At 71.6% G+C, this 22,174-nt stretch carries 21 protein-coding genes; 12 read left to right on the top strand and 9 right to left on the bottom strand.

Features of this window, described 5'->3' with window-relative positions:
• Window positions 1-74: 74 nt before the first annotated feature.
• Window positions 75-206 carry a DUF6255 family natural product biosynthesis protein gene (locus D458_RS38160; RefSeq protein WP_394296579.1) on the top strand — a complete coding sequence of 44 codons (132 nt, stop codon included), beginning with the start codon at window positions 75-77 and terminating at the stop codon, window positions 204-206.
• On the opposite strand, the gene tnpA is transcribed toward D458_RS38160, so the two are convergent.
• Window positions 192-659 (bottom strand): IS200/IS605 family transposase, encoded by a 468-nt coding sequence (gene tnpA / locus D458_RS0110005; RefSeq protein ID WP_083936287.1) that lies wholly within the window; start codon window positions 657-659, stop codon window positions 192-194. The two genes, D458_RS38160 and tnpA, sit on opposite strands and share 15 nt — an antisense overlap.
• Window positions 660-719: 60 nt before the next feature.
• Here tnpA and D458_RS0110000 point away from each other — a divergent pair, with 60 nt between their 5' ends.
• Window positions 720-1,982, top strand: coding sequence for an RNA-guided endonuclease InsQ/TnpB family protein (locus D458_RS0110000; protein ID WP_051049639.1), 1,263 nt, complete (start codon window positions 720-722; stop codon window positions 1,980-1,982).
• 32 nt (window positions 1,983-2,014) lie between these two features.
• Here the strand turns inward: D458_RS0110000 and D458_RS0109995 are convergent, their stop codons facing one another.
• Window positions 2,015-2,227, bottom strand: coding sequence for a hypothetical protein (locus D458_RS0109995; protein ID WP_040702337.1), 213 nt, complete (start codon window positions 2,225-2,227; stop codon window positions 2,015-2,017).
• Window positions 2,228-2,534: 307 nt separating this feature from the next.
• Between D458_RS0109995 and D458_RS0109990 the strand changes: the two genes are divergently transcribed.
• From D458_RS0109990 to D458_RS0109980, 3 genes are all read left to right on the top strand, one after another.
• The gene (locus D458_RS0109990) at window positions 2,535-3,485 is read left to right on the top strand and encodes a ring-cleaving dioxygenase (RefSeq protein ID WP_026119163.1); all 951 of its coding nucleotides are present in this window, start codon (window positions 2,535-2,537) and stop codon (window positions 3,483-3,485) included.
• The gene (locus D458_RS0109985) at window positions 3,482-4,114 is read left to right on the top strand and encodes an alpha/beta hydrolase (RefSeq protein ID WP_017586599.1); all 633 of its coding nucleotides are present in this window, start codon (window positions 3,482-3,484) and stop codon (window positions 4,112-4,114) included. Before D458_RS0109990 ends, D458_RS0109985 begins: the two co-directional genes overlap by 4 nt.
• Before the next feature lie 239 nt (window positions 4,115-4,353).
• Window positions 4,354-5,121: a sulfite exporter TauE/SafE family protein gene (locus D458_RS0109980; RefSeq protein WP_017586598.1), complete on the top strand. Its 768-nt coding sequence runs from the start codon at window positions 4,354-4,356 to the stop codon at window positions 5,119-5,121.
• Between the two features lie 4 nt (window positions 5,122-5,125).
• On the opposite strand, the gene D458_RS0109975 is transcribed toward D458_RS0109980, so the two are convergent.
• Complete coding sequence (locus D458_RS0109975; protein WP_017586597.1) at window positions 5,126-6,136, bottom strand: iron-siderophore ABC transporter substrate-binding protein; 1,011 nt, start codon at window positions 6,134-6,136, stop codon at window positions 5,126-5,128.
• 211 nt (window positions 6,137-6,347) lie between these two features.
• Here D458_RS0109975 and D458_RS0109970 point away from each other — a divergent pair, with 211 nt between their 5' ends.
• The 3 genes from D458_RS0109970 (at window position 6,348) to D458_RS0109960 (ending at window position 9,379) form a co-directional block, all read left to right on the top strand.
• A complete protein-coding gene (locus D458_RS0109970) occupies window positions 6,348-7,382 on the top strand; it encodes a FecCD family ABC transporter permease (protein WP_017586596.1) in 1,035 nt (344 codons plus the stop codon).
• On the top strand, window positions 7,379-8,470 hold the full coding sequence (locus D458_RS0109965) for a FecCD family ABC transporter permease (protein WP_017586595.1): 1,092 nt from the start codon (window positions 7,379-7,381) through the stop codon (window positions 8,468-8,470). The genes D458_RS0109970 and D458_RS0109965 overlap by 4 nt, the downstream gene beginning before the upstream one ends.
• Window positions 8,471-8,560: 90 nt before the next feature.
• Window positions 8,561-9,379, top strand: a complete 819-nt coding sequence (locus D458_RS0109960) for an ABC transporter ATP-binding protein (protein WP_017586594.1) — start codon at window positions 8,561-8,563, stop codon at window positions 9,377-9,379.
• A 51-nt stretch (window positions 9,380-9,430) separates the two neighbouring features.
• Here the strand turns inward: D458_RS0109960 and D458_RS0109955 are convergent, their stop codons facing one another.
• The gene (locus tag D458_RS0109955; protein WP_026119162.1) at window positions 9,431-10,309 is read right to left on the bottom strand and encodes an alpha/beta fold hydrolase; all 879 of its coding nucleotides are present in this window, start codon (window positions 10,307-10,309) and stop codon (window positions 9,431-9,433) included.
• 330 nt (window positions 10,310-10,639) lie between these two features.
• Between D458_RS0109955 and D458_RS0109950 the strand changes: the two genes are divergently transcribed.
• Window positions 10,640-12,601, top strand: a complete 1,962-nt coding sequence (locus tag D458_RS0109950; RefSeq protein ID WP_017586592.1) for a BTAD domain-containing putative transcriptional regulator — start codon at window positions 10,640-10,642, stop codon at window positions 12,599-12,601.
• Window positions 12,602-12,723: 122 nt separating this feature from the next.
• Here the strand turns inward: D458_RS0109950 and D458_RS0109945 are convergent, their stop codons facing one another.
• From D458_RS0109945 to D458_RS0109930, 4 genes are read right to left on the bottom strand one after another with little or no spacing between them, the layout of a single operon-like run.
• The gene (locus D458_RS0109945; RefSeq protein ID WP_017586591.1) at window positions 12,724-13,308 is read right to left on the bottom strand and encodes a GTP-binding protein; all 585 of its coding nucleotides are present in this window, start codon (window positions 13,306-13,308) and stop codon (window positions 12,724-12,726) included.
• Window positions 13,309-13,318: 10 nt separating this feature from the next.
• The gene (locus D458_RS33290) at window positions 13,319-13,690 is read right to left on the bottom strand and encodes a DUF742 domain-containing protein (RefSeq protein ID WP_026119161.1); all 372 of its coding nucleotides are present in this window, start codon (window positions 13,688-13,690) and stop codon (window positions 13,319-13,321) included.
• Entirely contained in the window at window positions 13,687-14,148 is a 462-nt protein-coding gene (locus D458_RS0109935; RefSeq protein ID WP_017586589.1) for a roadblock/LC7 domain-containing protein, read from the bottom strand. Before D458_RS0109935 ends, D458_RS33290 begins: the two co-directional genes overlap by 4 nt.
• The gene (locus D458_RS0109930; protein ID WP_017586588.1) at window positions 14,148-16,604 is read right to left on the bottom strand and encodes a nitrate- and nitrite sensing domain-containing protein; all 2,457 of its coding nucleotides are present in this window, start codon (window positions 16,602-16,604) and stop codon (window positions 14,148-14,150) included. Before D458_RS0109930 ends, D458_RS0109935 begins: the two co-directional genes overlap by 1 nt.
• Before the next feature lie 610 nt (window positions 16,605-17,214).
• On the opposite strand from D458_RS0109930, the gene D458_RS0109925 reads away from it, so the two are divergent.
• A complete protein-coding gene (locus D458_RS0109925; protein WP_017586587.1) occupies window positions 17,215-17,520 on the top strand; it encodes a 4a-hydroxytetrahydrobiopterin dehydratase in 306 nt (101 codons plus the stop codon).
• Between the two features lie 253 nt (window positions 17,521-17,773).
• Window positions 17,774-19,069 (top strand): MFS transporter, encoded by a 1,296-nt coding sequence (locus D458_RS0109920; protein ID WP_040702301.1) that lies wholly within the window; start codon window positions 17,774-17,776, stop codon window positions 19,067-19,069.
• Between the two features lie 78 nt (window positions 19,070-19,147).
• Here the strand turns inward: D458_RS0109920 and D458_RS0109915 are convergent, their stop codons facing one another.
• A complete protein-coding gene (locus D458_RS0109915; RefSeq protein WP_017586585.1) occupies window positions 19,148-20,764 on the bottom strand; it encodes an AMP-binding protein in 1,617 nt (538 codons plus the stop codon).
• A gap of 194 nt (window positions 20,765-20,958) precedes the next feature.
• Between D458_RS0109915 and D458_RS0109910 the strand changes: the two genes are divergently transcribed.
• Window positions 20,959-21,984, top strand: coding sequence for an acyltransferase domain-containing protein (locus D458_RS0109910; RefSeq protein WP_017586584.1), 1,026 nt, complete (start codon window positions 20,959-20,961; stop codon window positions 21,982-21,984).
• Window positions 21,985-22,174 lie beyond the last annotated feature (190 nt).

The following is a 22,174-nucleotide window of genomic DNA, read 5'->3' as shown; positions in this document are numbered from 1 at the left end:
CCTGTCCGGAAGCGGACGCGACCGGCCCGGTCCGGCCCCAGTGGGTAGATCCTTCGGAGAGGTGAGGAGGATCCATGCCCAGATGCGATCACGACTGGGGCTCGGGGCCCAACAGCGGGACCGAGCAGTGTTCGAACTGCGGGGCCATCCGAGCGAAAAACTACCTGGCGTTGGCGCGGGTGCCACCGGCTTCAGCCGGTGGGTGAATCGCCCCACCACCCCTTGGGCTGGTGGCCGGTGCGCTCCTGCGCCTGGATGTAGCGCCGCACGATCTCCAGCGGCGCGCCGCCCACCGACCCGGCGAAGTAGGACCCGGACCAGAACCGTCCGTGCATGATATTGCGGCTCACCTGACCGGTGAACTCCTGGCGCAGGTACCGGGAGGACACACCCTTCAGCGAGTTGACCAGCTTCGAGAGCGCAACCTTGGGCGGGTAGTGCACCAGCAGGTGCACGTGGTCGCGCTCGCCGTTGAACTGCTTCAGCTCGGCGTCGAAGTCCACGCACACCTCCCGCATGATCTCCTCGCACCGGCCCAACATCTCGGTGGTGAAAACTCCGCGTCGATACTTCGTGACAAACACCAAATGGGCATGAAGGTGATAAGCGACATGTGCGCCCCTGCGCACTTCAGGATTGTGTTCCCAGCGTGGTGACATGAACCAAACGACAGTATGGGCACGTCGCCGAACACGCTGGGAGGGAGGTTCCCTGTGTAACTGCAACGCGGACACAAGGCCAGGCTCGACCTGACCCTCGACCAGGCCGCCCTGGTCGAAGACCAGGGCCACGCCGCCCGCGCCCTGTGGAACCTCCTCCACGACTGGTGGACCATGGCCTCGCAGAACCGGCGGGTCTCACTGGCCGACGCCGATGCCGCGATCAGGCAGGCACGCAAGGACATCCCCTGGCTGGTGGTACTGCCCGCCCAAGCCGCTCAACAGGTACTGAAGATCTACTTCAACGCTTGGCGGGCCTGCTGGGCGGGCAAACGCGCCCAGCCCCGATTCAAAGCCCGGATGCGCGCCCGCGCCGCGATCGACGTCCCCCAAGGCGGCGACCTCCAGATCGTTCGGCTCAACCGCCGATGGGGACAGGTCAAGATCCCCAAGGCCGGCCGTGTCAAGTTCCGGTGGACCCGGAACCTGCCCATCGGAAAGCAGACCAACAAGGACAACCGGGTCACCGGCGCCCGCCTGGTGCGTGAGGCCGACGGGTGGCACATCGTTTTCCGCGTCCAACGCGAAGTGGACGGCCCGGCCCCACATGAGGGGCCGACTGTGGGCATCGACCGGGGCATCGCCAAACCCCTGGCCCTGTCCGACGGAACATTTTGTGAACACGGCCCGTGGATGAGCGATGGCCAGACCGAACGCCTGCGCCGGTTGGAGAAGAAGGCTGCACGTCAGCGCCGCGCGCGCAAGCGGGGCGAGAGGACTTCCAACCGGCTGAAGCGAACCTATGACCAGATCTGCGGGCTGCGCGCGAGAGCCAAGCGCCGAGCCCTGGACTGGCAGCACAAGACCACCACCGAACTCGCGCGGGATTTCTCCCGCATCGGGGTGGAGGATCTGAACATCCAAGGGATGACCAGGTCTGCCCGTGGCACCGTGGAAACCCCCGGCACACAGGTCCGTCAGAAGGCTGGATTGAACCGCGCCATCGCCGGTCAGGCGTGGGGGCGCACTGTCACCCTGCTGGAATACAAGGCCGCCGAGCGTGGTGGGACCGTGGTGAGGGTTCCCGCCCGGGGCACCTCTCAGCGGTGCTCGGTGTGCGGGTTCATCACATCCGGTAACCGGGAGTCGCAGGACAGGTTCGTGTGCAAGAACCCCACCTGCGGGCACACCGACAATGCGGACACCAACGCTGCGAACAACATTGATCACGCCGCCGGGCTGGCGGTGTCGGTGCGTGGAGACCTCGCCGGTAGGCGGTCTGAGAAGCGCGAACCACCCGAGAACCCGCCACAGGCGGCGTAAGGGATTCTCCCGCCTTCAGGCGGGAGAGGAAGTCAATGAGCTTCGACCTGTGCGACGGCGGTGCGGTTGCAGTCGGTGCAGTCGGTGCAGTCGGCGCGGCACGGGGCGCCGTAGTTGTTCATGCTCATGGACTTGCAGCGGCCACACACCAGGCGCTTGCCGTCCGGCGGGTCGTGCCGCCACTCGTGATGGCCGCGGCGGCAGATCCCGGAAGGCTGGATACGCGTGGGGTCGCTCGTGCTCATGAAGGACACCGTAGCCGCGCCAAGCGCGCACGGGGAAGGCCTCCGGCAGAACGTCACGGTATGGGCTCCGGTTCCCGGAAGCCGGTCGGATCCGGTTCGCCGGAGTGCTGAGGCCTTCGGTGCGGGGGCCGTTCGAATCGGCTCCGGCCCCGGTCGTCCGCCTCTGGGAGAGTCCTGTGCCTGCCCTTGGGGGAAGGCGGACCGGTTGCCGGGCAGGAGAGGGGAGACGTCCGCCAGGAAGTAGTTTAGGATTCAACTTGTTGGAGCGGGTGACCGGCAGGACCAGGAACAGGAAAGGGTGAAGGACATGGACGTGCGCCCCTCGGGGATCCACCACGTGACCGCGATCGCGAGCGACCCCCAGGCCAACGCCGACTTCTACCTGAACGCGCTGGGCATGCGCATGGTCAAGCGGACGGTCAACTTCGACGCTCCCGAGACCTACCACTTCTACTACGGCGACCGCGCGGGCAACCCCGGCACGATCATGACCTTCTTCCCCTGGCCGGACGCCCCCAAGGGCAGGCTCGGCGCCGGGCAGGCCACCACCACGACCTTCTCCGTCCCCGAGGGCTCCCTGGGCTGGTGGGCCGACCACCTGGCCGCGCTGAACGTGCCGATCACCCGGCCGAGCGAGCGCGGTGAGGAGGACGTCCTCACCCTGCGCGACCCCGACGGCCTGGTCATCGAGCTGGCCGCCAGCGCCGACTACCACGACACCGACCCCTGGGACGGGGGAGTGGTCCCCACCGACCACGCCATTCGCGGCATCCGGGCCGTCACGTTGACGGAGCAGGACGCCGACGGCACCGCGCAGATGCTCGGCGGCCAGCTGGGCTTCCACCTCCACAGCGAGGACGGCAACCGGATGCGGTTCCGCACGAACGACACCGGTGACGGGGTGGGCACCATCGTCGACGTCCTGGCCGACCCGAAGGCCGAGAGGGGCATGGTCGCCGCGGGGACCGTGCACCACGTGGCCTACCGGGCCCCGGACACCCCCGTGCAGGAGTCCTGGCGCCGGCGCCTGGAGGCGGACGGGGTGGGTGTCACCGAGATCCGTGACCGCACCTACTTCACCTCGATCTATTTCCGCGAACCCGGCGGCGTGCTGCTGGAGATCGCCACGGACGGCCCCGGGTTCGACTACGACGAGCCGCTGCTGGAGCTGGGCCGCTCGCTGAAGCTGCCGCCGTGGCTGGAGCCCGACCACGAGCAGATCGCCGCGAGCCTGCCGCGGGTGGAGGTCGACCAGTGACGGCGGTGGAGGACTTCGTCCACGTCTTCGAGCCGGCCGCGGTGCCGGACGCGCCCACGGTGCTGCTCCTGCACGGCACGGGCGCGGACGAGCACGACCTGTTGCCGTTGGGCCGGGCCCTGGCTCCGGGGGCGGCTCTGCTCTCACCGCGGGGAAAGGTCTCCGAGAACGGCATGAACCGCTGGTTCCGCCGGGTGCGGGAGGGCGTCTACGACGTCGAGGACCTGATCGCGCGCACGGAGGAGCTGGCGGGGTTCCTGAAGGTCGCCACCGCGGCCTACGGCCTGGATCCGGAGCGGATCGTGGTCAGCGGGTTCTCCAACGGGGCCAACACGGGTGCCGCCCTGCTGCTGCTCCGTCCGGGGCTGCTCGCGGGCGCGGCGCTCTTCGCGGGCGGCGCTCCGCTGCAGGACCGCGAGCCGGATCCGGTGGACCTGTCGGGCACCCGGGTGTTCCTGGGCAACGGTGTGGCCGATCCGATCATCACCGTCGACCAGGCCCGTCTGCTCGCCGCCCAGCTGGGGGAGCGGGGAGCGGACGTGCAGACCCGCGAGCATCCCGGCGGCCACCAGCTGCCTCCGGATGTGCTGGCCGGGGCCCGGGACTGGTTCGACCGCGCGGGGTTCTGAGCGCGGTCCCACAGACGGCGGTGGCGTCCCCTGTACCCGGGCGCCGCCGCCTTTTTCCCGACTACTACGAATCTACATCGTACGGGTGGCCTTTCGGCGGGGTGTGTAAGGGGATCACTGACCCGGTCCCGTGACAGACCGGTCAGTGCCGGTGGCTAGATTGGCTCGCGTCCCGTTCCCCGCCACGGAAGTGAACCGATGATCCCCTCTGTCCGAACCCCCGGCGAGCAGGCCCGGTGATGGACCCCGAGATCCTGGGCCTGCTGTTGCTGGCCGCCGTCGCCGCGGGATGGATCGACGCCGTCGTCGGGGGAGGCGGACTGCTGCTGCTCCCCGCCCTGATGGTCGCCGCCCCGCACCTTCCCCTGGCCACGCTGTTGGGCACCAACAAACTCGGCGCGGTCTTCGGCACCACCTCGGCGGCCATCGCCTACGCGCGCAAGGTCAGGATCGACCGCAGGGTCGTCATCCCCACCGCCGGACTGGCGCTGTTGGGCTCGGGTCTGGGCGCGGCACTGGCCACCGCCCTGACCGCCGACGTGCTCAAGCCGATCATCATGGTGGTCCTGGCCGGGGTCGCGCTGCTGGTGGTCTTCCGCCCCGCCATGGGCACCTCGCCCGACCCGGCCCTGCGGACCCGCAACCGGATCCTGGCGGCACTGGCCCTGGCCGGGATCGGGGTGAGCTTCTACGACGGCATCATCGGCCCCGGTACGGGCGTGTTCCTGATCATCGCCTTCACCGCGGTGCTGGGCATGGACTTCCTGCACGCCTCGGCCTCGGCCAAGATCGTCAACGTGTGCACGAACATCGGCGCCCTGGTGGTCTTCGCCCTGGGCGGGCACGTGGACTGGCTGCTGGGCCTGGGTCTGGCGGTGTGCACGATCCTGGGCGCGCAGGTCGGCGCCCGCATGGCCCTGCAGCGGGGTTCGGGGTTCGTCAGGGCGGTGCTGCTGGTGGTGGTCCTGGCCCTGCTCGCCAGGATGGGCTGGGACGTCTTCGCCTGAGGGACTACACCGCCGGGTCCATGGCGCCGGTGAGGGCCGCGGTGACGTCCTCGATGATGCGGTGCGCGCCGTGGTGGTTGGCCGAGCCCCAGAAGTCGTGGTCCACCCGGTAGAGCCGCTCGTCCCGGACCGCGTCCAGGTTGGACCACAGGCCGTCGGCGAAGGTCTCGGGGGCGTCCGGGTAGCCGGAGCCGGCCAGGACGAAGACCGCGTCGCCGTCGGCCTGGTCGAGGTTCTCGTAGCTGTGCGGGATGAAGTCGGTGTCCCCGTCCCCCTCCAGCTGGGTGTCGGGGCGTGCGAAGCCCAGGTCCGCGACGATCTGGCCGGGGAAGGACGCCGGGGTCTCCAGGCGGAACTCGGTGTCGCTCTGCAACCGCACCAGGGACAGCTCGGTCGAGGCCGGGTCCACGCCGGCCTCGGCCAGGTCGGTGCGGGCCTGCTCGATCGCGGCGTCGTAGGCGGCCACGGCCTCCTGCGCCTCGGCCCGGGCGTCCAGGATCTCCGCGACCTCGGCCAGGTGGCCGCGCCAGGAACCGGTGCCCTCCCACTCCAGCAGGACGGTGGGCGCGATCGCCTCCAGGTGGTCCACCATCTCGGCCTGGGTGCCGACCGGGGTGCTCACGCCGATGATGAGGTCGGGCTCGGTCCCGGCCAGCTCCTCGATGTTGACGTCGTCCTCGACGGGTGAGTTGGTGACCAGGGTCAGGTCGGCGCCGTCGACGTCCTCGGGCAGGAAGGGCGCCAGGCCCTGGTCGGCGTCGCCGGGGGTGCCCATGGTGCCGACCACGTCGTGGCCCAGCTGGGTGACGGCGGCGAGGGAGGGGCGCCACAGCACGGCGACGCGTTCGGGGGAGGCGGGGATCTCCACGGTTCCGTTGGCGCCCTCGACCGTTCGGGTGTCGGAGGGGGAGTCGGCGGCGGGATCGTCGCCGCGGGTGCCGCAGGCGCTCAGTGCCAGGACCCCGACCAGGGCGAATACGCTCAGGTGGCGCGGAGCGGGTGTGAGTTCGGGCATCTGTGGGGACCCTTCCGTGCGAACAGGATGTAGGTAAGGCTAACCTGTCCGGGTGGGATTCGGTTCATTTCGTCCCATGCCCTACGATGCTTCGTCGGTTCCGCTGAAGGCGAGCCTCACCTGACGCTGTACGGCACCCGTTGTCGCAGCGCACCGTCCACCTCACCCGACCCATTCATCCACCTCACCCAGTAAGACGAACGGGGAAGCCGTGGTCCTGCGCGCGCCCACACCAACGCGCCCCACCCTGACCAGACGCGTCATCCGCCCCATCGGCCTCATCATCGCCCTGGGCGCACTCGCTGTCTGCGCGCTCCTCAGCGTCACCGTCGGAGCCAAACCCATCCCGGCCGCCGACGTGTGGGCCGCCCTCACCGACTACGACGGCTCCTACGACCACGACGTCATCCGCAGCCTGCGCGTGCCCCGCACGATCATCGGGGTCTTCGTCGGCGCCGCCCTCGGCCTGGCGGGCGCCCTCATGCAGGCCCTGACCCGCAACCCCCTGGCCGAACCCGGAATCCTCGGCATCAACTCCGGTGCCGCTGCGGCCGTGGTCGTGGCCGTCTTCGTCTTCGGTGCCGGCGGAGCGGGCCTGGTCTGGCCCGCCTTCATCGGCGCCGCCTTCGCCGCCGTCGCCGTCTATGCTTTGGGCTCACGCGGGCGCGCCAGCGCCACCCCCGTACGCCTGGCTCTGGCCGGAACCGCCCTGGCCGCCGTCCTGCAGGGCCTCATCTACGGCGTCATCGTCCTCAACGACTTCGTCTTCGACCGCATCCGCTTCTGGCAGGTCGGCTCCCTGACCGGGCGCGACCTCGACATCTTCTTCCAGGTCGCCCCCTTCCTGGTCATCGGTGTCGTGGTCACCCTGGCCCTGGGCCCCTCGCTCAACGCGATGGCCCTGGGCGATGACCTGGCCGCCACCCTGGGCGCCAAGATCCCCCTCATCCGCGCCGCGACGGCCGTGGGCGTGATCCTGCTGTGCGGCGCCGCCACCGCCGCGGCCGGACCCATCTGGTTCGTGGGCCTGATCATCCCCCACGCCGCACGCGTGATCACCGGCCCCGACCAGCGCTGGCTCCTGCCCTACGCCGCGGTCCTGGGCGCCGTCCTGCTCACCGCCGCCGACACCGTCGGACGCGTCATCCTGCCCAACTCCGAGCTGGAGGTCGGCATCATCACCGCACTCGTCGGGGCGCCCCTGTTCATCGCCCTGGTCCGCAGCAGAAAGATGGCCCAGCTGTGAGTGACACCCTGACATCGGAGCGCCGCGCCGCCGCGCCGGCGCTCACACCCCGGGGCGCCAAGGCCTGGCGTTCCCCGCGCGGCCGGGTCTCCTTCCTGTTCCGCCCGCGCACCCTCGTGGTCGGCCTGGCCCTGGTGGCCGTCAGCCTGGCCGCCCTGGTCGTGTCGGTCTCGGTCGGTGACTACCAGATCCCGATCTCCGCGGTGCCCGCAGCCCTCATGGGGTTCGGTGAACGCCTCGACGTGTTCTTCGTCCAGGGGGTGCGCCTGCCCCGCGCCCTGACCGCGATCGGCGTGGGCGCCGCCCTGGGCATCGCCGGCGCGGTCTTCCAGAGCCTGTCGCGCAACGCCCTGGGCAGCCCCGACATCATCGGCTTCACCTCCGGTGCGGCCACCGGTGCCGTGGCCGCGATCCTCCTCCTGGGCGCCGGGCGCCTGGTGGTCTCCCTGGGAGCCGTCGCCGGAGGTCTGATCACCGCCGGGGTGGTCTACCTGTTGGCGATGAAGAACGGGGTCCAGGGCTACCGGCTGGTCCTGGTCGGTATCGGTGTGAGCGCCATGCTCGCCTCGGTGCGCGACTACCTGATGACCCGGGCCGACCTCACCGACGCCCTGGGCGCCCAGATCTGGATGATCGGCAGCCTCAACAGCCGCGGCTGGGCCGAGGTCGGTGCGGTGTGGATCGGCCTGGCCGTGCTGGCTCCGGTCATCTTCGCCGTGGGCCGGCGCCTGCGCTTCCTGGAGCTGGGTGAGGAGACCGCGCGGGGCCTGGGGGTGTCCGCCCAGTCCACCCAGATCATCGCCCTGGCCGCCGCCAGCGCGCTGACCGGGGCCGCCATCGCCGTGGCCGGGCCCATCGGGTTCGTGGCCCTGGCCGCGCCCCAGCTGGCCCGGCGCCTGACCCGGACCGGCGGCACCACCCTGGTCGGTGCCGCACTGATGGGGTCCGCGCTGCTGGTGGTCGCCGACCTGGTGGCCATGCGTTTGATGGCCCCGACCCAGCTGCCCGTGGGCGTGGTCACCGCCGTCATCGGCGGCAGCTACCTCATCTGGCTGCTCTACACCGAATGGCGCGGCGGCCGCGTCTGAGGCGCCCCCGCGCCCATCCTGTTCCAGGAGCGACAGCCGAGCCAGCAGCCACCGCAGAGCCATCCGCCGAGCCATACCCGAAAGAGAACGATGATCGACGACGCCAGCACCCGCCTCACGGGCCAGGACCTCACCCTGTCCTACGACCAGCGCGTCATCTCCCGCGACCTGGCCGTGAGCATCCCCGACAACTCCTTCACGGTCATCGTCGGTCCCAACGCCTGCGGTAAGTCCACTCTGCTGCGCGCCCTGTCGCGCACCCTCAAGCCGGCGCAGGGCGACGTGCTCCTGGACGGGCAGGTGATCAGCTCCTATCCGGCCAAGGAGGTCGCCCGCCGTCTGGGGCTGCTCCCGCAGTCCTCCATCGCCCCCGACGGCATCGGTGTGGCCGACCTGGTGGCCCGCGGCCGGTTCCCGCACCAGAGCTTCCTGCGCCAGTGGTCGTCCCAGGACGAGGCCGTGGTCGCCGAGGCGATGGAGTCCACCGGGGTCACCGCCCTGGCCGACCGCTCGGTGGACGAGCTCTCCGGCGGGCAGCGCCAGCGGGTGTGGCTGGCCATGGTCCTGGCCCAGCAGACCCCGCTGCTGCTGTTGGACGAGCCCACCACCTACCTGGACATCGCCCACCAGATGGACATGCTGGACCTGTGCGCGGACCTGCACGCCGAGCAGGGGCACACACTGGTCGCGGTCCTGCACGACCTCAACCACGCCTGCCGTTACGCCACCCACCTGATCGTGATGAAGGACGGTGCGATCGTCGCCGAGGGCGAGCCCGCCACGGTGGTCACCGCCGACCTGGTCGAGAAGGTGTTCGGGCTGCCGGTGCGGATCATCCCCGACCCCGAGACCCACACCCCGATGATCGTCCCGGTCGATCGCCGGGGCACCCGCCGCGACCACGACTGACGGGGGTGGGCGAACAGGGCCCGCACACGCGTGCGAGCCCTGCCGTTGCGATCAGCGCTCCAGCAGCGCCCGCAGCTCCCCGACCACCCCGGACGGGTCCTGCTCGGCCATGAAGTGCCCGGACGTGACGGTGGCGTGGCGCAGGTCCGGGGCCCAGGCACCCCACAACGCTGCGGCGTCGTAACCCAGGGCCGCGCCCCAGTCCTGCTGGAGCACCGTCACCGGCATCCGCAGACGCCGCCCGGCGGCCCGGTCGGCCTCGTCGTGCTCGATGTCGATCCCGGCCGAGGCCCGGTAGTCGGCCACGATCGAGTCCACCGCTGCCGCACTGGCGTCCAGGTAGGCGCGGCGCACCTGGTCGGGGAAGGCGTGCGGCCCGGTGGACCAGGCGTCCAGGAAGAACCCGAAGAAGGCCTCCGCGGCGGCGGAGATCATCTGCTCGGGCAGCCCCGGCGGCTGGGCCATCAGGTACAGGTGGAAACCGACCGCGCCCCGCACCCCGTGCAGCGCCTCCCACATGTCCAGGGTCGGCAGTACGTCCAGGCTCGCCAGGTGCGTGACCGCCTCGGGGTGGTCCAGTCCGGTGCGCACCGCCACCAGCGCCCCGCGGTCGTGCCCGGCCAGAGCGAACCGCTCGTGCCCCAGCGCCCGGGCCAGCTCCACCACGTCCGCGCCCATGCGCCGTTTGGAGTACACCTGCGGGTCGGTCGCCTCCGGTTTGTCGCTGTCCCCGTAGCCGCGCAGGTCGGGGCAGATCACCGTGTGGTCCGCGGCCAGGTCAGCGGCCACGTGCCGCCACATCAGGTGGGTCTGCGGGAATCCGTGCAGCAGCACCACGGGCGGGCCCGAACCCCCGACCGCCGCGTTCAACGACACCTGCGGGGCCACCCGCACGCGCTCGTACTCGAAACCCTCGATCACCGGGGCCATGCTCATGCCTGCTCTCTCTCGTCCGTGGGGGGAGTGCTCCCAGCCTGGCCTGGCGCGATGAGCAACCGATGAGCGCCCAAGGGCGGTTCGGCCTCCCAGCCCTTGCCCGAACCGGCGCCGGCGAACAGGCCGCGGCCTCCAGCACACCCGCCCGAACCGGCGCCGACCCACCCGACGGGACGGGACCGGAGTGGGGAGGGCGCGGCCGCCGGAGGGCCACGGGGGAGCGATCCCACCGGCCGCGGCGGCGACCCGGCCCCACCGCGCCCTCCGGGCTCCCCAGGCGGTACGTTGACCACGGACGACACGGCCACAGGGGGAGGGGCGCCGGTGCGGGTGAGTTTCGGGGTGCTCGGACCCGTCACGGCCTGGGACGACCAGGGCCGCCCGCTCGCGTTGCGCGGACCACGCCACCGCGCCGTCCTGGCCCGGCTGATCGTGGCCCGCGGCCGCGTCGTCCCCGTGGACCTGCTCGTCGAGGACCTGTGGGAGGGCTCTCCACCGGACGGGGCCGTCAGCGCCGTGCGCACCTTCGTGGCCGCCCTGCGCCGCGCCCTGGAACCGGACCGCCCGCCCCGCGCCCCCGCCACCCTGCTCACCACGCGGGGGCCGGGCTACGCACTCGAGACCGATCCCGACACCGTCGACGCCCGGCTCTTCGAACAGCGCCACCAGCAGGCCGCCGCCCTGCCGCCCGCCCAGGCCCTGCCCCGACTCCGACAGGCGCTGGACCCCTGGCGCGGACCCGCCTACGCCGACTTCCCCGACGCGCCCTGGGCCCGCAGCGAACGCGCCCGCCTGGCGGAGCTGCGCCTGCACACCCTCGAACGCCTGTCCCAGGCCCTCCTGGACCTGGGACAGGCCGACCGGGCCGTCCCGGACCTGGACGCGCACGTGGCCGAACACCCCTGGCGTGAGGACGGCTGGCGCCTGCTGGCCCTGGCCCTGTACCGCACCGGCCGCCAGGGGGACGCCCTGGCGGTGCTGCGCCGCGCCCGCGCCCTGCTGGTCGAGCACCTGGGAGTGGAACCGGGCCCCGCCCTGCGCCGCCTGGAACAGGACATCCTGCGGCAGGCCGACCACCTCACCCCCGACCCCGCCGGGGACCGGCTGTGGTCCCGGGCGGCCGACGCCTACCAGCGCACCGTCACCCCCGGTTCCCGGGTCCGGCTCGAATCCACCGTCAGCCTCCTGCGCGACCTCGCCCTCACCGGCCCGGAAGGACTCCAGGCCTCCCGCTCCCAGCGCCTGGCCGCCGTCACCGCCGCCGAGGAACTCGGCGACCCCCACCTGACCGCCCGCGTGATCGGCGCCTACGACGTCCCCGCCAACTGGACCCGCGTGGACGACCCCGACCGGACGGCCCGGGTGGTCGCCGCCGCCGAACGCGTCCTGAACGCCCTGCCCGCCACGGGGCACGAAGCCGCCCGCGCCCGCCTTCTGGCCACGATCGCCCTGGAGTCACGTGGCACGGGCGGGCCCCGCGGCCCCGAGACCGCGGCAGAAGCCGAACGGCTCGCCCGCGACCTGGGCGACCCCACCCTGCTGGCCTTCGCCCTCAACGCCCGGTACATGCAGACCTTCCACCGCACGGGGCTGGCACCCGAACGCGACGCCCTGGGGGCGGAGCTGCTCACTCTGGCCACCCGCCACGACCTGGTCACCTTCCAGATCCTGGGCCACCTCGTCCGGCTGCAGTCACGGGCGGCGCTGGCCGACTGGGAGGGAGCCGACCACCACGCCCGCGCCGCCCAGGAACTGGCCCGCCACCACGAGCGCCCCCTGACCGAGGTGTTCACGACCTGGTACCGGGCGCTGCGCGCCGCCGCTGACCCCAACATCTCGTTCGAGGAGGCCGAGTCCGCCTACCGCGGCGCCGCCGCCCTGCTGCGCGGCGCGGGCATGCCCGGGCTCGAAGAGGGGATGGAAGCCCTGGCACTGCTGTGCCTGCGCCTGCAGCGCGGCCTGCCCGCCCCCGCCGGTCCCGACACCGACCACGGCCCCCACGAACCCTGGGCGCGCCCCCACGTGCTGCTCGCCCAGCACCGGCCCGACGAGGCCGCGACCGCCCTGGCACGCCTGCCCGAACCGCCCCGGGACCTGCTCCTGGAGACCCGCTGGAGCCTGACCGCCCGCGCCGCGCTGGCCCTGCGGGAGCGGCCCGTGATGCGCCGTGCCCGGGAGGCTCTGGCCCCCGCCGCCGGGGAGCTGGCCGGGGCCCAGACCGGCATGCTCACCCTCGGACCGGTCGCCGACCACCTGCGCGACCTCGACCACGCCCTCCGGTCGTAGATTTCAGACATTGGAGACTTGTTGGCTCCACCACCGGGGGTAGAAGCCAAAAGTCTCAACTCTTACTTGAAGGATTCACTGGAGACGCGAGGGCACCGGGACAGGAAAACCCACCCAAGGCCCTAGGCACCCGACACCTCCAGGCGCAGCACCAGCGACACCAGCTCCACCACGACCTCCTTGACCGACTCGCGCTCACGGGCGTCGCACAGCAGCACCGGCACCCCCTCGGCCACGTCCAACGCCACCCGCACGTCCTCCGCGCGGTGCGTGAGCTGGCCGTCGAAACAGTTCACCGCCACCACGAACGGCACCCCGCGCGACTCGAAGAAGTCGATCGCGTCGAAGGAGTCCGCCAAGCGGCGTGTGTCGGCCAGCACCACCGCGCCCAGCGCCCCCTGCGCCAACTCCTCCCACATGAACGAGAACCGCCGCTGACCCGGGGTCCCGAACAGGTACACCACCGTCGAGGCGTCCAACGTGATCCGGCCGAAGTCCAGCGCCACCGTCGTCGTGGTCTTGCCCTCCACCCCGTCCAGATCGTCCACGCCCACGCTCTGGGAGGTCATCACCTCCTCGGTGTGCAACGACTCCACCTCGCTCAACGCCGAGACCAGCGTCGTCTTGCCCGCCCCGAACCCACCGGCGACCACGATCTTCAACGTGTCCGGAACGGGACCGCCCTCTGGGGCCACCGAGCCCTCCATCCCCACCACCTCACAGCTCACGGATGCGCTTCAACACCGACCGCAGCGTCTGCGCGTCCGGTCGGCACCGCTCCCAGTCCGAGGTATGCACCATCACATGCCCCTGATCCAGCAGATCGGCCAACAGGACCCGCAGCACCCCCAGTGGAAAGCCCGAGCGCGAGGCCACCTCGGCCACCGACACCGGACGCACGCACACCGACAGGATCAGCTCCAGTTCCGGGTCCACCTCCAGCCGCTCCACGGACGGAACCGCGACCACCTGCGAGGTCATCGAGAAGTCCGTCCGTGTGGGCCGGGTACGACCCCCTGTCAACGAGTACGGGCGGATCAGGCTCGACTCCGCCGACCACCCCTCACCCTCCGGAGGTAACGAGTTCACCTCTGTCCTCCCCGGCCCCGGGGCAGGGCCGACAGGTAGGGCCCCACCTGCCGTACCAGCCGGTTCACCTCGAAGGCCGCCTGCCCCATGTCGCAGGAGGAGTCGGCCACCAGCGCCAACTGCGCCCCCTGCCCGGCGGGCAGCACGAAGAAGAACACGCTGTCCATCTCCACCACGCTCTGACGCACCTCGGTGGCGCCCAGCTGCGCACGCGCCCCCCGGGCCAGGCTCGCGAAGCCCGACGCGATCGCCGCCAGCCGCTCACCCTCCTCGCGCTCCACCCCCGGCGAGGACGACAACAGCAGCCCGTCCGCGGACAGCAGCAGTGCCTGCCGGGCCCCCGCCACCCGCTCCACCAGGTCGCCCATGAGCCAGTTCAGCCTCTGGCCCGCGGACACCCCGTCCACGCCCACTCCGACGCTCCTGCCCTCCGCTGCGGCCTCGGCCGACATCGCCATCACCCTTCCGAACTCTCGTCGTGGTGCGCCTGCTGCTCGGGCGCACCCTCCGTGTCCTCCGTGCCGGCGGACTCCGCGCGTCCGCGCTCCGTTCCGGCCTGGAAGGCGCTCATCATCGACCGGATCTCCGACAGCGAACGCTGCGATCCGGTGGTCTGGGTCTCGTGGGCCCCGGTGCCCTGCGGTCCGCCGGTTCCGGGGGCGGTCGGCGGGTCCACGGGTCGGCGCTGCCGCCGGGGCAGCCCCTTGTAGGTGCGGCCCGTGGCGGGGGAGGGGGCCGGCCCGCCGGGGACCTCCTCGCCCGCCGGTTCGGCGAACCAGGGTTGCGCGGGGGGCGCGGGGCTCTCCGGGTGGGGCGGGTCGCCGTGGGGGCGCGGCGCCTGGGAGCGGTGGCGTCCCGGGCGCGCCCGTTCGGTCAGTACCGCGTTGCCGTCGGGGTCGGGGGGCGTGTCCGCGTGCGGGTTCGCGGTGGGGGAGGGGGCCGTGGAGTCGTCCGAGGCGCGGGGCGGGCCCAGGAGTTCGGCCCGGCGCAGCGGCCCGGTGTGGCCGGTGTGCTGCACGGCTTCGTCCGGGATCCGCACCAGAGCGCGTGTGCCCTGGTAGGGCAGGGCGTGCAGCTCCACCTCGAATCCGTGCCGTGAGGCGATCGTGGCGACCACGTACAGCCCCAGCTGGGAGTCCTCGCGCATCTGTCCCAGGTCGAAGCGGGGCGGGTCGGCCAGCAGTGTGTTGGCGGTCTCCAGCTGGTCGGCGGTCATGCCCAGGCCGCGGTCCTGGACCTCCACCACGTGGCCTCCGCCCTCGGGGGTGTGTCCGCCCACGGTGACCTCGGTGCCCGGGGGCGAGAAGGCGGCTGCGTTCTCCAGCAGTTCGGCGACCAGGCGTACCAGGTCCGATCCGGCCTCGCCGGGCAGGGCCACCTGGGGCAGGGCGAGGACCCGGACCCGGGCGTAGTCCTCGATCTGGCCGGCCGCGGCCCGTACCGCCTCGTGCAGCCCGACCGAGGCCGCCCCGCGCCGGGTGGGGCGGTCACCGCTGAGCAGCATCAGGTTCTCGGCGTTGCGGCGCATCTGGGTGCTGAAGTGGTCGATGCGAAAGAGCGATTCCAGGACCTCGGGGTCGGTCTCGGTGCGCTCCAGCCGGTCCAGCAGGGACAGCTGCCGGTGCACCAGCGACTGTGTGCGCCGGGCGATGTTGCGGAACATGTTGCGGACCCCGGCCCGTACCTGGGCCTCCTCGACCGCGGCCACCACGGCGGCGCGCTGGGCGTCGTTGAAGGCCTCGGCCACCTGCCCGAGCTCGTCGTGGTGGTCCTGGGCGAGGCGGGGGGTCTCGGCGTCCACGTCCACGCTCTGGCCGGCGCGCAGCCGTGCGGTGACCTGGGGGAGGCGGATGCGTGCGTGGTGCAGGGTGTGGGTGCGCAGGGCCTGGAGGCGGTGTCCCAGGCGTTGGGATCCGGTCACCGCGACCAGGACCGAGGTCAGGGCCGCCACCAGGGCCACGATGCTGATGAGCAGGGCCCCGCCGAACAGGTCCCTGGTCTGGGTGTGGCCCAGTTCGACGATCTGGGCCATGCGGCCCAGTTCGAGTTCGCGCATGCGCTCGTCCAGGGTCCGGCTGGCCTCGTTCCAGGTCTGGGAGCTGAGCGGGACGCGGCTGTCGGGGCCGCCGGGGCTGGCGATGACCAGGTCCTGCAGGTGGTGGACCGATCGCATCTGGCTGGATCCGGTCAGTGTCGTGTAGTCCGAGCTGCGCCGGCTGCCGTTGGCGGGTTCCACCTGGTCCCAGGTGTGCCGTTGGGCTCCGGCCGCGGCGGCGAACTGGATGTGGGCCTCGGGGGTGAAGCTGTTGGTGGCCAGGGAGTAGGCCAGGACGTTGTCCTGCTGGCTGAGGAACTCGCGGGTGCGCAGGATCGAGGCCAGGGAGCGCAGGTGGGAGGAGAGCGCGGCGTCGGCACGGTCGGCCTGGCCCTCCCAGATCTCCAGGCCGGAGTTGATCATGCGGGTGTAGGGGGCGGAGGCCACCTGCAGGGGGTCGGCTCCGGAGGGGAGGGGGTCGACGACCTCGGTGCGGTGGCGGTCGAGAAGGTGCAGCTGGCGTTGGAGGTCCAGGACCTCGGGGGGCAGGTCCGTGTGGTCGTGCCGGTCCAGGACCAGGACGAGGGTCTGGACGGCCTCGTCGGTCTCCTGCTGGGCGGTGTCGAGTTGTTCGGTGGTGGCGGCGGTGGGGCGGTGGGCGGCGGCCATGGTGGCGCGTCGTTCGCGCTGCAGGTGGCTGATCACGTCCACGACGGGTTCTCCGACCTCCTCGATGAGGGCGGTGGTGGTGCTCAGGTCGCGGATGTCGGTGGCCAGGACGGTGGTGAAGACCGCCCACAGGGCCAGCAGGGCGGTGCTGGGGATGAGTACCAGGGTGATCATGCGGGCGCGAAGCGAGGAGCGCTTCTCGTGGGGCATGGGCTCGCTTCCGGGGGGAGTGGCGGGCGTGGCTGGTGGGGGCCGCCGGTGGGGGATGGGGCCGGAGTTGCACAGAGCTAACCGCCCCGTGGGGGGATTTGCAAGGCTTTGCGGGTGCCTGGATCCGAAGGGCGGGCGCGGGGGCGCAGGTCGCCTCGGGGTACCGGTGGGCCGGATGACTGTCCCCATATAAAAATCTACGCTGTAAAGGTGCCGTATCTTTTCACAAGAAACAGCAGTTCAGGAAAGACATGAAGGATGCGGCTCTCGCCGCACCGAGTACACGGGGTTTTCCTTCGGGGAGTGGATCAGGTGGTCGGGGCCCTTGGGGTGGTGGCCGTTGCTGGACGGGGCGGGTGGGGGCGGCCGGAACCGGCCAATCACGGATTGGCACCTTGATCGGCACCCTGCGTCACCACAGGTGAGCGGGGTGGGGCCGGTGAGTGCGGTGGGGGTCGGGCCGGTGGAGTTCCGCGACTGGAACTTGTGGGGCCGATGGGCCGTGGGCCCCTTCCGTTGCGGGCGGGGCGCCCCCGTTCTTGTGGGTGGGTGCGGTCGGGGTGGGTAGGGGGCGGTACGGAGGACGTCGCCGAGGAACGGGGAAGAGACGGTGCGGCTCAGTGAGGAACAGATCCGTGAGGGACTGGGACGGCTCGAGGGATGGGAGTGGGATCCGGAAGGGCCGCTGGTGCATCGCACGGTGCGGCTGGCGGACTTCCTGGCGGCGGTGGCGTTGGTGAACGAGGTCGCGCAGGCGGCCGAGCAGGCCGGGCACCATCCCGACATCGACATCCGCTACAACACGGTCCGGTTCGCGCTCACCACCCATTCGGAGGGTGCGGTCACCGACAAGGACATGGCGCTGGCCGCCCGGGTGGACGAGCTGGTCGCGGCGACGGTGCCGCCCTCGGAGTGAGTCGGCCTGCTCCGGGACGGCCCTGCTGCCTGTTCAGGGCCGTCCCCTTCTGACCTGGACGGCGGCCCGGTCCGGGTTCGGTCCGACAGCCGGGGGTCGGCCCCCGGCTGTCTCCGGGCCGCCGTTCGCTGCGGCCGGGCGGGCCGCGGGGTCCGGTCGGCACGATCGGCTGCCAGCGGGTGCGGTGGGGCGTTAGGGTGACGGCGTTCTGGTCCCTGCCCCTACTCGCCCCCTGCCCGTGTGAGGACCCCTGGTGTCGGCCGTACCCCCCTCTTCTCCCACCCCTGCCTCACCCCCGCCGCGGTTGGACGCGGCCTTCCACCGGTTCTGGGCGGGCAGTGTGGTCAGCAACCTCGCCGACGGGGTGATGCTGACCGCGTTGCCCTTGCTGGCCGCGGTGCTGACCAGCGACCCCTTGGCGGTAGCCGGGCTGACGGTGGCCCGGTACCTGCCGTGGCTGCTGTTCGGGCTGGTGGCCGGGGTGTGGGTGGACCGGGGCGACCGGGTGCGGATGATGGTCGCGGCCAACCTGGTGCGGGCCGCGGCGATCGTGGCTCTGGCGGTGCTCGTGGCCACGGGGCAGGCCGGCATCGCCTGGCTGTACGTGGTGATGTTCGCCGTGATGACCTGCGAGATCGTCTACGACGTGGCGGCGCGGGCCATGGTGCCCTCCTTGGCCCGGGGTGCGGTCGACCAGGCCAACGGCCGGCTGGTGAGCGGGCGGGAGGTGGCTCAGGAGTTCGTGGGGGCGCCGCTGGGCGGGTTCTTGTTCGTGGTGGCGGCGTTCCTGCCGTTGGCGGTGAACGCGGGCGCCTACGTGGTGGGGGCGGTGGTGCTGCTCGGGTTGCCGCTGGCGGTGCGGGGGCCCGGTGCCCGGGCGGCGCGTGAGGGCGGGGGTGTGCGGGCGCGGCGGGGTTCGGTGGGGGCGGATCTGGCCGAGGGGGTGCGGCACGTGTGGGGTGATGTGTCGTTGCGGGCGCTGGTGGTGTTCTCGTCGGTGTCGAACTTGGGTGCTGGGGCGCTGATGGGTGTGTTCGTACTGGTGGTGCAGGTGCATTTCGGGGTGCCGGGGCCGTTGTTCGGGGTGTTCTTGGCGGTGGCGGCGGTGGGGGCGATCGGTGGTGCGCTTTCGGCGTCGTGGGCGCGTGAGCGGTGGGGCCGGTTCGCGGTGGTGGTGGCGGGATTTTTGGGGCAGGCGGGTTGGTGTGCGGTGTTCGCGTTGGCTCCGAACGCGTGGGTGGCGGCCTTGGCGTGGGCTGGTGTGGCGGCTTCGGGGACGGTGGCGGTGGTGTTGTTGGCGGGGATCGTGCAGCAGGTGGTGCCCGAGCGGTTGATGGGTCGGGTTCTGAGTGTGAAGAAGATGTCGGGTATGGGGTTGGTGGCGGTGGGTGCGCTGGTGGGTGGCCTGTTGGGGCGGGTGCATCTGATGGCGCCGGCGTGGTTCGGGGTGGTGGTGTTCGTGGGGGCCACGGTGTGGGTGTGGGGCCGGTTGCGTGAGGGTGCGGCGCGGGCGGATGAGGCCGAGCGGTTGGCCCGTCGGGGCGGGTAGGGCCTTGGCTGTGGGCGCGGGGGTGTGCGGGGGCGCGGTGGGTGTGCTGCGCGCCCCCGTGGGCTCCGGTGCCTGGGGTTATCTCAGGCGGGCGCGGCGCATTTTGCCGGAGGCGCTGCGGGGGAGTTCGTCGATGAAGCTGACGGTGTGGGGTGCTGCGTGGGGGGCGAAGCGGGTGCGGACCCAGTCGCGGAGTTCTTCGGCGAGTTCGGGTGTGCCGGTGTGGCCGTCGGCCAGGACGATGCGGGCGCCGACGAGGTGTCCGGCGATGTCGTCGGGGATGGAGTAGACGCCGCATTCTTCGACGGCGGGGTGGGTGTTGAGGACGGCTTCGACTTCGGTGGGGCCGATGCGGTAGCTGCGGGTGATGATGGCGCCGTCGTCGCGGGTGGAGAAGTGGAGGTTGCCTTGGCGGTCCATGATGCCGGTGTCGCCGGTGAGGTGGTAGGTGCGTTCGGGGGTGAAGCGGATGTCGATGGTGTTTTCGTAGCCGAGGTAGCCCTCGAACCAGTCCAGGGGGCTGTTGTCGCGGTTGATGGCGATGCGGCCGTAGGCGCCCAGGGGTGCGGGTTCGTCGGTGATGGCTTCGAGGACTTGGATGTCCCAGCCGGGTAGGGCGGGGCCGATGGCTCCGGGGGGTGGGGTGGTGGGGGTGTGGGGGAGGTCGCCGTTGGGTAGGCCGGCGCACCAGCCGAGTTCGGTTTGGCCGTAGTGGTCGCGGACGGGGACGCCGAAGAGGTCGGTGGCCCAGTCGATGACGTCGGGGGCGAGGGGTTCTCCGGCGCTGGCCATGCGTTGGACGATGATGTCGGGGGGCAGGGTCTTGGTGGCGGCGCGCAGGGTGCGGTAGGTGGTGGGGTCGGAGGCGAAGTTGGTGACTTGGTGCAGGCCCAGGACGTCGAGGGTGAGTTCGGGGTCGAAGAATCCTGCGCGTAGGGCGAGGGAGTTGTGTCCGGCCAGGAGGGGGGAGATGAGGCCGTGGTAGAGGCCGTAGGCGGAGCCGGGGTCGGCGGTGTTCCAGTAGGTGTCGTCGTCGTGGACGCCGAGGCCGAAGTGGTGGTAGGCGTGCATGGCTGTCAGGGCGCGGGCGGGGACGCGGACGCCGCGGGGTGGGCCGATGAGGTTGGAGACGTAGACGGTGGCGATGTCGCCGTTGCCGGTGGTGGTGTGGGGGGTGGTGTGTGGGGGGTGTTGGCTGAGGCTGGTGAGGGTGTGGTCGCCTTCGCGGAGGGGTTGGGTTCCGGTGGTGGCGATGTGCCAGGTGGGGTGGGTGGGTGTGTGGGGGGTGGGGTCGAGTTTGGTGCGGTATTCGTCGGCGCAGATGAGGATGCGGGCGTCGGAGTCGGTGAGGCGTTGGGTGATGGCGGAGGGGGCGAAGGAGGACAGGAGGGGGACCAGGACTGCGCCTAGGCGCCAGGTGGCCAGGGCGGTGATGGTGAGGTCGATGCCTTTGGGGATGAGGGTGGCGATGCGGTCGCCGGGTCGGATGCCTTGGTGGGCGAGTCCGGTGGCGAGGGTTTGGGAGCGTTCGCGTAGTTCGCCGAAGGTGAGGGTGGTGGGCTCCAGGGTGGGGCCGATTTCGGTGGTGGCGGTGGCGTGGGGGTCGTGGCGGTCGCAGAGGAGGTGGGCCACCGACGTGGTGGGGGAGTCGTAGGTGGCGATCCAGTCGCGCAGGAGTTGCGCTGGGTCGGACATCGGTGGTGTTCCTCTTCGGTGTGTGGTGGTGGGTGGTTGGGGGTTTCTTCAACACTATGCCCACCTGTGGATCTGGTCTCACTGGCCGGTGGGGGGTTGGGGTTCCTCTGGGGTATGGCTGTTTGGGTGTTTTGTGGTGATTGGTCTTGGTGTGGTTCTTCCCTTGGGGTGGGTGGGGACGCCAGGATGTGCGCATGGACAGTGTGCGTGTGGTGGAACGGTTCGGGTTGGACGCCGAGGCGGGGGAGTGGTTGCGGGCCTGCGAGGAGCTGCCCGAGCCCGGGGTGGAGCTGAAGGTGCCCACCGGGTCGGCGGCGGCCGAGGTGTTGGACATGTTCGTCTTGGACGGGGCCGACCGTGCCGAGCTGGAGGCGCTCTGGCCCGGTTCGGGCACGGCCCAGGGCGAGTGGCCTCAGGAGCTGTGGTACCTGGTGGAGTGCATGTACCGGCGGTTGTGGGCCGACGCCGACCTACCCGTGGGGGTGTGGCGGCCCTGGCCGAGCCTGGTGGGGGCCCAGGACCCGCGGGTGCGGGCGGCCTCGCTGTGGGCGTTCGCGGCGATGGTGCCCGAGCAGCTGGAGCGCCACGCCCGGCGCGGGATCGACCGGGCGGTGACGGTGGCGACCCTGGCCGACGTGGGTGTGCAGGTGGGGCGTTCGCGGCGGATGTTCGGCCATCTGAGTGTGGAGACGGCCGCGTGGGTGGCCGCGCAGTTCCGGGGCCGGTTGTTCTGGGTGGGCGGCCTGCAGCTGGAGCCCGCCCTGTTGGGCGACCAGGGGCCGGTGAACTGGTACGGGGCCCGGGAGGCCGCGGCGCTGGGTGCGGGGTTCGGGTTGGGGGATCCGGTGCTGCGCCTGCACATTCCCTCGGGCGGGCTGGACCCGGACTCGGTGCAGGACGCCTTGGAGCGGGCCCGTCCCTTCGCCCGCGAGCAGTTGGGGTCGGACCCGGTGGTGGCCACGTGCACGTCGTGGCTGCTGGATCCCTGGTGGGGGCGGGCGTTGGGTGAGGAGTCCAACATCGTGCGGTTCCAGAGGCGGTTCACGCTGGTCGACGACGGCTCTCCGGGGGAGGCGGACGTGTTCCGGTTCGTGTTCGGGATGGCGCGGGTGGAACCGGAGCGGGCGCCGCGTCGGACCCGGCTGGAGCGGGCGGCCCTGGAGCGGTTGGAGTCGGGTGCGGGGTTGAAGGTGTGCACGGGCTGGTTGCCTCTGCCCTGAGCCTGTGTGCGTCCAGAGGGGTCCGCCCGGAGGGGTGGGCCCCTTTCGTGTGTGCCGCGGCGCTGGGGTGCGGGCGTTGTTCGCGGGGGAGGCCGGGGTGGTCGGCTCTTCGCGGGCGAGTCTGCGTGAACTGTGCTGCGGGTGCGGGCCCGGGCGGGTGCAGGACAGGGGTTGGCCTCCATTCTTCCTA

Origin of the sequence: Nocardiopsis ganjiahuensis DSM 45031 (genome assembly GCF_000341085.1) — a bacterium.
In the GTDB taxonomy this organism is placed as follows: Bacteria; Actinomycetota; Actinomycetes; order Streptosporangiales; family Streptosporangiaceae; genus Nocardiopsis; species Nocardiopsis ganjiahuensis.
The sequence above is the reverse complement of the archived record's forward strand: the minus strand, read 5'-3'. Positions and strand labels throughout refer to the sequence as shown.